The organism is Moraxella equi, assembly GCF_002027555.1.
Taxonomy (GTDB): domain Bacteria; phylum Pseudomonadota; class Gammaproteobacteria; order Pseudomonadales; family Moraxellaceae; genus Moraxella; species Moraxella equi.
Window position 1 is genome coordinate 1 of record NZ_MXAP01000003.1, and the last position, 9,855, is coordinate 9,855.

Annotated in this window: 12 protein-coding genes and 1 pseudogene; 4 read left to right on the forward strand and 9 right to left on the reverse strand. The window is 42.4% G+C overall.

The features are described from left to right. Positions 1-257: 257 nt before the first annotated feature. Together B5J93_RS00115 and B5J93_RS00120 are read right to left on the reverse strand one after the other, a co-directional pair. Entirely contained in the window at positions 258-683 is a 426-nt protein-coding gene (locus B5J93_RS00115) for an MAPEG family protein (protein WP_079323855.1), read from the reverse strand. Between the two features lie 2 nt (positions 684-685). Next, positions 686-1,099, reverse strand: coding sequence for an OsmC family protein (locus B5J93_RS00120; RefSeq protein WP_079323864.1), 414 nt, complete (start codon positions 1,097-1,099; stop codon positions 686-688). 327 nt (positions 1,100-1,426) lie between these two features. Here B5J93_RS00120 and B5J93_RS00125 point away from each other — a divergent pair, with 327 nt between their 5' ends. Next, a complete protein-coding gene (locus B5J93_RS00125) occupies positions 1,427-1,918 on the forward strand; it encodes an RNA pyrophosphohydrolase (protein WP_062499708.1) in 492 nt (163 codons plus the stop codon). A 113-nt stretch (positions 1,919-2,031) separates the two neighbouring features. Here B5J93_RS00125 and trxA read toward each other — a convergent pair whose 3' ends face one another. Further along, positions 2,032-2,358, reverse strand: coding sequence for a thioredoxin (gene trxA, locus B5J93_RS00130; protein WP_211278836.1), 327 nt, complete (start codon positions 2,356-2,358; stop codon positions 2,032-2,034). A 223-nt stretch (positions 2,359-2,581) separates the two neighbouring features. Between trxA and B5J93_RS00135 the strand changes: the two genes are divergently transcribed. The 3 genes and pseudogenes from B5J93_RS00135 (at position 2,582) to B5J93_RS00145 (ending at position 3,895) form a co-directional block, all read left to right on the forward strand. Further along, positions 2,582-3,325, forward strand: a complete 744-nt coding sequence (locus tag B5J93_RS00135; protein WP_079323856.1) for an RluA family pseudouridine synthase — start codon at positions 2,582-2,584, stop codon at positions 3,323-3,325. A 200-nt stretch (positions 3,326-3,525) separates the two neighbouring features. Further along, positions 3,526-3,687, forward strand: a pseudogene (locus tag B5J93_RS14330) (BrnT family toxin); the annotation flags it as partial. Then, positions 3,650-3,895: a hypothetical protein gene (locus B5J93_RS00145; RefSeq protein WP_079323858.1), complete on the forward strand. Its 246-nt coding sequence runs from the start codon at positions 3,650-3,652 to the stop codon at positions 3,893-3,895. The pseudogene B5J93_RS14330 and the gene B5J93_RS00145, both read left to right, overlap by 38 nt. Positions 3,896-3,898: 3 nt before the next feature. On the opposite strand, the gene B5J93_RS00150 is transcribed toward B5J93_RS00145, so the two are convergent. The 6 genes from B5J93_RS00150 to B5J93_RS00175 all read right to left on the reverse strand — a co-directional run. Further along, positions 3,899-5,131: a hypothetical protein gene (locus B5J93_RS00150; protein ID WP_079323859.1), complete on the reverse strand. Its 1,233-nt coding sequence runs from the start codon at positions 5,129-5,131 to the stop codon at positions 3,899-3,901. An 85-nt stretch (positions 5,132-5,216) separates the two neighbouring features. Next, positions 5,217-6,155 (reverse strand): D-2-hydroxyacid dehydrogenase, encoded by a 939-nt coding sequence (locus B5J93_RS00155; RefSeq protein ID WP_079323860.1) that lies wholly within the window; start codon positions 6,153-6,155, stop codon positions 5,217-5,219. A gap of 77 nt (positions 6,156-6,232) precedes the next feature. Continuing rightward, positions 6,233-7,201 (reverse strand): leucine-rich repeat domain-containing protein, encoded by a 969-nt coding sequence (locus B5J93_RS00160; RefSeq protein WP_079323861.1) that lies wholly within the window; start codon positions 7,199-7,201, stop codon positions 6,233-6,235. 893 nt (positions 7,202-8,094) lie between these two features. Then, a complete protein-coding gene (locus tag B5J93_RS00165; protein ID WP_079323862.1) occupies positions 8,095-9,057 on the reverse strand; it encodes a CobW family GTP-binding protein in 963 nt (320 codons plus the stop codon). Further along, positions 9,054-9,350: a hypothetical protein gene (locus B5J93_RS00170; protein WP_079323863.1), complete on the reverse strand. Its 297-nt coding sequence runs from the start codon at positions 9,348-9,350 to the stop codon at positions 9,054-9,056. The genes B5J93_RS00165 and B5J93_RS00170 overlap by 4 nt, the downstream gene beginning before the upstream one ends. A gap of 97 nt (positions 9,351-9,447) precedes the next feature. After that, on the reverse strand, positions 9,448-9,855 hold a 408-nt coding region (locus B5J93_RS00175; RefSeq protein ID WP_476703357.1), incomplete at its 5' end, for a polysaccharide deacetylase family protein.

Consider the following 9,855-nt stretch of genomic DNA (forward strand, 5'->3'; position numbering starts at 1 on the left):
GTGTTAGTTGAGAGTGGGGTTATGATGATTAAATGGTTATTAACAGGGATATAAAAATCGGTGGGTAAATTTTGCCTTTGTTAATGTGGTTAATTTGGTTTTGTGGGTTTTAAATATGAAAAATCTTACCAAAACATCATTTATCTATCATGTTTATCTATCATGCTTAATCTTAATCCATCAAAACAACCATTTTAAATAACAACAACAAAGCACGCTCACGCCAAAAGCAAAAACCCATCCACAGGACAGGCTTTTTACCAAATCATCTTTATGGCAAAATAAAATAACTGCAAACAGCAAACCAGCGACAAACCCCAAATCACCGAGCGAAATGTCGCCAGATTCATGGCATATGCCACGCCATAGATAAGGCGTAACACGACATAAAGCCACGCCATGCCATTCACCACGTTTTGGGGGACAAAACAGTACATGGCGACCAGCACCGCCCCGATAAAGATAGGCAGGCTCTCAAAGCTGTTGGCTTGTACGGCATTTAGGCGAGCCGATAGCCCTGTGGTCTGTGCTAGAAACGCTCGTGGGTTTTGATTGTCGGCTTTAAAGTCAAATCCGCCAGCCATCTTTGCCAAAAACGCAAAGACAAAGGGCAACACGCAAGCGACCATGAGCGCCACAATCGCATAATGCGTGCCGTTCGGCACGTGTAAAATCCAGTTCATGCTTATGCCATCGCCACTATTTCAAAATCATGGGTGATGTTCACCCCGCCATCGGCGAGCATTTTTGATGCTGAGCAGTATTTATCCGCTGACAGTTCAATGGCTTTGGCGACCTGCGATTCTTTGATGTTCTTGCCTGCGACGATAAAATGCAGATGAATGTCAGTAAATACCGCAGGCACGCTGTCGGCACGGCGGGCGGACACTTCACAGCGAACATCGCTAATGGCTTGGCGGGATTTTTTTAAAATGCTTACCACATCATAACTGGCACAACCGCCCAGCCCCATTAGGATAAGCTCCATCGGTCTTGCCCCAAGCTCTTGGGCTGAGTCAATGATGACTTTATGTCCCGAACCGCTCACGGTCTCAAAATTAATCGCTTCGTTATTTAGCCATGTTACACTGGCACTCATGTCGCTCATGGGATTACCTTTTTTGATAAATTTTAATAAATATAATTAAATATAATGGGGCATTGTAGCACAAAATGACAAGGCGGTAAATTTTTGAGCGTTAAAGGTTGGGTTTGGTTTTTGTGCATTGTGGCAACAATGACGATGATAAATGGGGCAATTTTGCCAACAAACACACCCAAAATCGGCATTTATTGCCATTATTTACCATTTGCAACATTTTTAAGCAAAATAATGTTACACTTTTTGGCAAAAATTTGGTTTAATAGACAGCAATAATTTGCCAAAATTTTGGCGTTCTTTAAATTTATTACATTAAGGTTAGTCATGATTGATTCAGACGGCTTTCGAGCCAATGTCGGTATCATCTTGGCAAATACAGAAGGGCAAGTGCTTTGGACAAAACGAATCGGACACGACAGCTGGCAATTTCCACAAGGTGGGATTGACAGGGGTGAAACACCGCTTGATGCGATGTACCGTGAATTGTATGAAGAAGTGGGCTTATGTCCGCACCACGTGGAAGTGCTGGGGGTAACACATGATTGGCTTCGTTACCGTCTGCCTAAGCGTTATGTGCGACTGGGGCAAGAGCCACTCTGTATCGGGCAAAAACAAAAATGGTTTTTGCTACGCTTGGATGAAAAAAACACCGACTTTATCCGCTTTGACACCGCAACCCCTGAGTTTGACGAATGGGCGTGGGTGAGTTACTGGTATCCTTTGGGGCAGGTTGTGCCGTTTAAACGGGGTGTGTACCAAAAGGCATTGTTAGAACTTGCCGAGCGGTTGCCCCTAAAAAAGGGGCTAAGGCTTTGATAAAGCTGTGATATAAGTTAAGTCACAAAAACAAGTCATGATGGTCATGGCTTGTTTTTTTATGCAAAAAACAAAAAACCTGCACAAGGGCAGGCTTTTGGGTGTGTTTGACATTATAAATGCTTGTTTAGCAATTCAACAAACTCTGATTTAGGACGGCTACCAACCACAGTATCGACTTTCTCGCCATTTTTGAACACGAACAAAGTCGGAATGCTACGAATGCCAAAGCGTGCTGATGTCTCTGGGTTGTCGTCCACATTGACTTTGACGATTTGGAATTTGTCGCCATATTCTGCATCTAGGTCTTCTAGGACAGGGGCAATGGCTTTACAAGGACCGCACCACGCTGCCCAAAAGTCCACGAGAACGGGCTTGTCGGCTTGTAGTACGTCTTGGTCGAAGCTTGCATCGGTGGTGTTAATAATGCTCATGGGTATTACCTTTATAAATAAGTGAATGCGTGTATAATGGGGGTGCCTTGATGACTTTCAAGTGTGTGATGATAAGTCCTATTAATCGGTGGATTAGGGCAAATCAAATCATCACAATATCCCCAAAACTTCATGCTATAATAACAAACTTTTTGCCAGATGATGATTAAATTTACAAAAATCATCAATTCGCCCCGTTAATCCAAATCATTAAACGACCCCAAAACCCATGACCGACCACCACGACCGCCTATCTGATGACAAAATCGCCCTAATGAACGCCCAAGAGTGTGAATATGATGATGAATTTTTTAAAAATTTTATCCACTCAATCACCGTCTATGAAGACGATGATATTTGGGTGGGGGATAAGCCAGCTGGACTTCTTAGTGTGGACGGACGCACGTTAAAGGTCAGTTTGCAATCACGGTTATTAAAGGTTTACCCCAATATCAAACTCATTCACCGCCTTGACATGGATGCATCAGGGCTCATTATTTTTGCCAAAAATGAACACAGCCAAAGCCACATCGCCAAGCAATTCATTGATCGCATGGTCAGCAAAGAGTATCAAGCGGTGGTGTTTGGCACGATAGAGCAGGCGGGCAAAAAAGGCGTGATTGACGTGCCTGTCCGCTACGAGCCGACCACCAAGCCCCGCCATATCGTGGACATGGATTGGAGTAAGCGAGCCTTGACACATTATGAAGTCATGCACCACGAGCTGCGAACCGACAAGGCAGGCAAGGCCCATGCCGTAACCCGTCTGGCTCTGCGTCCCATCACAGGCAGAAGTCATCAGCTACGAGTCCACTGCGTACATATCGGTCATGTAATGATTGGCGACCCGATTTATGCTGAAAATACCACCTTAGAGCTTGCCCCACGTCTCAATCTACACGCCCACAAACTTCGCCTAAAACACCCCACGCATGGGGCTTGGCTGGATTGGGAAAGTGAAGTGCCGTTTTAAATGACAAAGCAATGAAAATACGTTACAATAAAATAAGTGTGGTATTATGGCGGATATTTATTATGAATTATATGGCTTAAAGTTTGAATGGCGTGATGATAAATCAGCTCTTGTATTAAATAATCATAAAATCACATTTATCGAAGCGTGTACGGTATTTTTTTTGATGACAATGAGATAGCTTTTAAGATACAAGATTTGATTATTCAAAACCCCATTTTATTACCATAGGATTTAGCGAAAATGCAAGATTATTGGTGGTGGCGTGGGTGCAAAGAGAAGATAATATTCGCCTAATTACAGCCATACAAGCGGAGAAAAAGCATGAACGACTATATCACACAGAACGCCAGTTATTTTGATGACTTTGATTTTGATAATGCCAAAGTTGTCAAACATCCTTTAATTGAAAAAGCCCAACAAGCCAAATCAAAATATGCTTCATCTGAACGTATTTTTGATGAAGACGTTTTGTTATGGCTAAATAATCAAAATGACCACACCAAACATTACATCAATGAAATGATGCGAAATCTTATGGCGATAGAACAAGCTAAAATGAATGTTTAACCCTTACAAATTTAAACATTCAAATTTCTCATCTCGTTTTTTCGTTTCGGTGGCAACCCTATCATTGCTTACAGGATTTTGTAGGCAAATGTGGGTTTTCTCTATGACACTGCCTGTCAATGTCGGAGCAAATACATTGTTTAATGGCGTGCCATTGATATGATGATTGGCGATAGTGATAAGATTGTCTAGGGATTTAACTTTGGCGATATATGAGCGGTAATCCTGCTCGCCGATGTCGGTCAGGGTTTTGCCGATAAAATTGGTTGGGTCGATTTTTCGCTTTTTTGGTTCGTAGTTATTATAATAAGTGGCAAATTCTGGGGCGGATAAATCGCCAATTTGAATTTGCTCGGTAAATGTATCAGCCATGTCATTGATTGATTTATTCTTTTTGTAAAGTAGCGTCATATCAACATCATTTTGTAGACGATTAAATAAATAATACGCCCCCATAAACTCACCTATAATTGCCGTTTTAAAACTTAACTCATCAGCGGTTAAGGGGGTGAGCGTTGGTTTTATGGTAGGGTTATGAGAATGATACAACACAATTGTTTGGATTTGATTGGCTATCATATTGACATAGACGTTTTTCTCTATCAAATTATTGGCATTTGCCAAATATGCTCGTAATGATGATAATTCATCAAGAAGTCCTTGCATAACATTATCAGGATTTTGCGTATTTAATAAATGCACAAAATGCAGTCGTTGTCCTTTTAGGGTGATTTCATAATAAGGGACGTGCATCTTTAAGTGATAATTTCCTTGCATAATTGCAGGGGGATTTTTTAAAAAGGTATGATATCTGTCATGGGCGGTTTTGTATTTTGCTGTGTCAAATTTTTGGGTTAATACACTTTCAAAACACGCATGAGCGGTTTGCCCACTGTTGCTATTATACCGACAAAATAATCCTGTATTATCGTCATTTGTTTCTTCATCGATGGCAATTTCATGAACAGGGTGTCTCTTATTTAAAGCCAATATATCATCTTCACTGGCATTTTGTTTTAACAGAGCTTGTAATTCATCTGAATACACCCGACCCGCCTGTAACGGCTCATCACTCGCCCCAATGCCCAAAAGATAATAATAACTGTCTTTTTGGGCGGTTGTGGCGGTGTTTTGGCGGTCGTGATAGTTTTGGATAAGCGTGTCGGCATTTTGGTTTAGCGGTACATCACTACACGCTGATAGCAAAAGGCAGGATAAGATGAATGATTTTTTCATAATGGTTTTTGAGTATATAGATTAAACGCCACGCACCGAATAATTGCCAATTAAACGGTACGTCATTATTTTAATATTTTAGCAATCAACCCCGAACGAACTCACTTACCTGCTTACACAAAATCCCCCAAAGCCGACTTTGTGCTGAGTGGCTTGCCCATGCGTTGTGGGGCGTGATAATCACTCGTGGGTGGTTGTGTAGCGCCAACAGTGGCTCATCGGCAGGGGGTGGCTCTTGGGTGAACACGTCTGTGGCATAGCCTGCAATCTGCCCACGCTCAATCCCACGCACAACCGCCCCACTATCCACAACCGCTCCACGAGCGACATTGATGATGAGTGGGGTTTTGCCCATTTTGCCAATTGTCTCATCGTCTATTAGGTGGTGCGTGTCGTCTGTTAATGGGCAATGCAGACTAATCACGTCCGAACGTGCCAGCACGTCATCAAAGGCGGTGTAGCTGTCGTCTCTTGGCGGTTTGCCTGCTCGTTCGGCATATAGCACACTCATGCCAAAAGCGGTGGCGATTTGCCCAACCTTTTGTCCGATTGCCCCTTTGCCGACAATGCCCAGCGTCCGCCCTGCCAAATCAAAAATGGGCGTATCTAGCAAACAAAACCGCCCGTCCGCTTGCCATGTGCCGTCCGTGGCTTGTCTGTGGTAATGCACCCCTGCACGCATGGCGGTGAGTATTAGCATAAAAGTGTGTTCAGGCACGCTGTCCACCGAGTAGCCTGCGACATTTTGGACGGCAATGCCACGCTCATCACAAGCGGTTATATCCACGTTGTTCATGCCTGTGGCGGCGAGCTGGATAAGTTTGAGATTGGGCAAGCGGTCAATGACGGCACGGTTTAAGACGACTTTGTTGGTGATGATAATGTCGGCATGAATGCACCGCTCCACGATAATATCATCATCTTGGGGCGTGCTGTCATACACGGTATAATCGTCAATGCTGTCTGGGGCAGGCAAGGCGACATTGTCTGAGAAGGTGGCACGGTCTAAAAATACGGCTTTCATGGTTTATCCTAAAAATAAAAAACACGCCTAATGTATAACAGCGTGTTTTTAATGTCAATCGTTCAATGATAAATGGGTTAATCACAACAATCATCGCCAAAGCAAATATTACACTCGGGCAGTTGTTCTTGGAGCCATGCTATGTCATTGGCATTTACAGGGTTGCCCTTTAAACTAAGCCAAAGCAAGTTTTTCAAATTTGCTAATGGGCGAATGTCACTGATTTGGTTATAGCCCAGATACACTTCAGTAAGATTGGTCAGCTCTGATAGGGCAGAGACGTCGCTAATTTGGTTGCGTCTTAGGCTCAGTGAACGCAGTTCTGTCAAATTAGCCAATACACCGATGTCTGATATTTGGTTGTAGGACAAATCCAGCGTGTTAAAATACGCCAAACAGCCCACTTGTTTTAGTGCAGAGATGTCACTAATCTCATTATTGTTCAGATATAAGTATGACACCAAAAACAGCTTCGCTAAGGGCGAGATGTCTTTGATGTGATTGTAGGAGAGCACTACTGTTTTTAATCTGCCAAGCTGAGAGATGGCAGAAATGTCTGTTACTTCATTATTTTCAATGTTAATTAGCTCTAATCTTGGCAGGCGAGCGAAAATAGAAATGTCTTTGATTTGGTTGTGGTTTAGGCGTAGGTCGGTCACTTGTTGTAATTTGCCCAAAGGCTCGATATCACGGATTTGATTATAGCTAAGATTGATTTTCGTAAATTGGGTAAGGTTGGATAGGGCGTTGATATCACTAATGTTTTGATCGGATAAATCAAGATCAATCTGTCGAAAACGTTGGCGAGGTGATGGTGGTTCGGTTCTGATCGTCCCTGTCAGGCTTTGTGAGCTTTGATTGCTTTCTGGGTCCATGACGGGGTCGCCAAAGTCAATGGTAATCACGCCTTTGTCGTTGCGTAAAAATGGGCGGTGATTGCTTGATTTGGATTCTATGACATCAAAGATATTCTCAACATCAAGCCCGCTTTCATAGCTAATATCATAACCCTGTGGCGTAGTCGTGGAAAACTTGTCTAATCGCATAGGTTTGCCCTTGTCATGCTAAATTTGTTTAAAGATGCATCAAATCTATGTTCTTTTTGATGAGATAAACAAATTTTAAGCCATTAATAACTTCATTTATTTGTGATTGAAATCAAAAATAAATGAAGCGCTAAATAATATTTTATAATATCTAACAAATTGGCATTTAATTAATTAAATTTATTTAATTATAAAACACTGATGTCCAAAAAAGTACGTTAAAATCGTTTTGGATGACTTATATTAACAAAAATAAAATGAAATGAAAACACTTTTAAGATAAATTTTTTGTAGTACGCCAAGAATCTCACGTTAAATTTTAGTTTTATTTTAAAAATATATATTTTTACATTTTTTTTGGTTTTTAATATAAAGTAGCATTAGAATTTGGAATGGTCTAATCAAGACAAGGAATGATTGATGCTTGCTTTATCTTAAAATTTATTAAAAATTAATAACATGAATTCATGACAAGCTCATGATTATGATGAATTCATAAATGATATTAATGATTGTCAAACCAATAGAAGTTAAGATAATTTGTATTTATATTTAAAAATAACAATTATTTTTTAAAAAATACTAAATAAAAGCACTAAATAGCACTTAAATAATAAATTAAATATTGATTTGTTAGCAAGAATTAACCCAAATGATTTATATAATTTATCAGAAATGAGAATTGCATGAGAAATCTATGGCAGTTTAAAGAAAAAATACAAAAGGTGGGCATGCCCCAGTAATTTGAGAGTTTCTTGGGTGTAAATAGTGTCATAAAGGGTAGGCACGCCCTAATTTAATCAATACCAAATCACCTGTTGTTTGTGAGTGGCAATTTTGCAGGACTTTTGTTATAAATAAAAGTAATTTTTATTCATTTTTGTAACAAGCAATCAATGCGTATTTAAATACCCCAATACCGTCTTTGCCGAACGCTCAATGTCTGACGCGTCAAGCCCACGCACTATCATGACAAGACGAGACACATCATCCTGCCAAATGGACGCTGGCAGGTGTTCGGGTGGGTATAAGCAGTGCTGAACGCCTTGGAGTAGCATGGGTTTGTCAATGCCTTGTAGGTGTAGCACCCCTTTTAGGCGTAGGATGTATTCGCCATATTGGTCAAGTAGCAGGCTAAGCCACAGCCCAAAGGCAAGCCAATCGATGGGTGTGTCAAAGGTCAGGACAAGGCTTTGGGCGTGGGCGTGGGTGTCCTGCTCGTTTTTGAGAAAAAACGTGGGTCTGGGCAGAACATCAAAGGTCTTGGCAAATAACGCCTGCATGTTAATAAAGTCATCTGCCTGTACTTGGATGGCGTCAGGATTGACCTTGTGCATGAGTGCTTGGGTGGTTGCCATGTCACCTGCTTGACACAAATCGGTCTTTGACAGCACATACTGCTGACAGGCGATGACTTGTGGTAGCCATTCGGGGGCGGTGGTCGCTTGGGTAGGGGCGTGCTGAGTGTCGATGATGGTGGTCATGCCGTGCAGGGCAAATCGCCCTTTTAGGTGCATGTCTTGGTTTAGAGTGGATAAGATGGACGCAGGGTTGGCAAGCCCCGTGGTCTCGATGAGAATCTTATCAAAGACAAGGCTGTCTTTGTTCAAATCAAGCACGGACAACAAGGTGTCTTTGACATCGGTCAGCACGGTACAGCACATACAGCCCGATGGTAGCAGGTAGGTGCTGTCATTGATGGGTTTGACCAGTAAATCATCCAGTCCTACTTCGCCAAACTCATTGATGAGTACTAGGGTTTTGGCGTTTTGGTCGTTTTTTAGGATGTGCTGGATAAAGGTGGTTTTGCCACTGCCCAAAAATCCTGTAACGATATGAATGGGGATTTTGTTCATGACTGGGTTTCCAAAGCATGCAAGAACCGCTCGTCTAACACATCAATGGGTTTGCCCGTTAGTGTGTGAATCTGCCCCCACAGCTCGCCCAGCCCATTTGCCATGGCTTGTTTGCCTGTTGGGGTCTGCACCAGATAATTGACACCATGAACATCGGATATTTGTATGCGATGGGGCTTGGCAAGGGCGTTGATGAGTTTGAGCCTGCGATAACGCTCTTGGCGACGTGGCAACTCGGACAGGCTTGCCGTCCAGTCGCTTTGTTCTTCGATGAGTCCGCAAAGTCCGCACATGGGTATTCTCGTGATGATGGGATGGTAGAAAAGTTAAGTACCGCTTTGCTAGGCTTGCACCCACAAATTGGTGCTTAACTGGCGGTTGTCAAAATCGCTATTTTTGACGGGGGCAACGTTTGGCAAAGTCATCAGCGATTTGGTTCATCGTGACAAACTTAACGCCGTCATGGGCTTTAAAATGCTTGATCAAGCGTTCAAGCATGAGTAGCACCTGTGGACGCCCCGACACATCAGGGTGAATGGTGATGGGGAAAACGGCATAATCCATCTCACGATACACCCAATCAAACTGGTCTCGCCACATCTCTTCTAGATGGCGTGGATTAACAAAGCCGTGTGAGTTTGGTGATTTTTTGATGAACATCATCGGGGGTAAATCGTCCAAATACCAGTTGGCAGGAATCTCAATCAAATCCGTCTCTTGTCCACGCACCAAAGGTTTCATCCATGTATCGGGGTGCTGACTATAATCAATCTTCGTCCAGCTATACCAACCGAACCC

Bases quoted from the DNA above. Each gene is read 5' to 3' on its own strand.
- B5J93_RS00155 (WP_079323860.1), bottom strand. From the start codon at position 6,155: ATGAAAGCCGTATTTTTAGACCGTGCCACCTTCTCAGACAATGTCGCC.
- B5J93_RS00125 (WP_062499708.1), top strand. From the start codon at position 1,427: ATGATTGATTCAGACGGCTTTCGAGCCAATGTCGGTATCATCTTGGCA.
- B5J93_RS00115 (WP_079323855.1), bottom strand. From the start codon at position 683: ATGAACTGGATTTTACACGTGCCGAACGGCACGCATTATGCGATTGTG.
- B5J93_RS00150 (WP_079323859.1), bottom strand. From the start codon at position 5,131: ATGAAAAAATCATTCATCTTATCCTGCCTTTTGCTATCAGCGTGTAGT.
- B5J93_RS00170 (WP_079323863.1), bottom strand. From the start codon at position 9,350: ATGTGCGGACTTTGCGGACTCATCGAAGAACAAAGCGACTGGACGGCA.
- B5J93_RS00135 (WP_079323856.1), top strand. From the start codon at position 2,582: ATGACCGACCACCACGACCGCCTATCTGATGACAAAATCGCCCTAATG.
- B5J93_RS00145 (WP_079323858.1), top strand. From the start codon at position 3,650: ATGAACGACTATATCACACAGAACGCCAGTTATTTTGATGACTTTGAT.
- B5J93_RS00165 (WP_079323862.1), bottom strand. From the start codon at position 9,057: ATGAACAAAATCCCCATTCATATCGTTACAGGATTTTTGGGCAGTGGC.
- B5J93_RS00160 (WP_079323861.1), bottom strand. From the start codon at position 7,201: ATGCGATTAGACAAGTTTTCCACGACTACGCCACAGGGTTATGATATT.
- B5J93_RS00120 (WP_079323864.1), bottom strand. From the start codon at position 1,099: ATGAGTGCCAGTGTAACATGGCTAAATAACGAAGCGATTAATTTTGAG.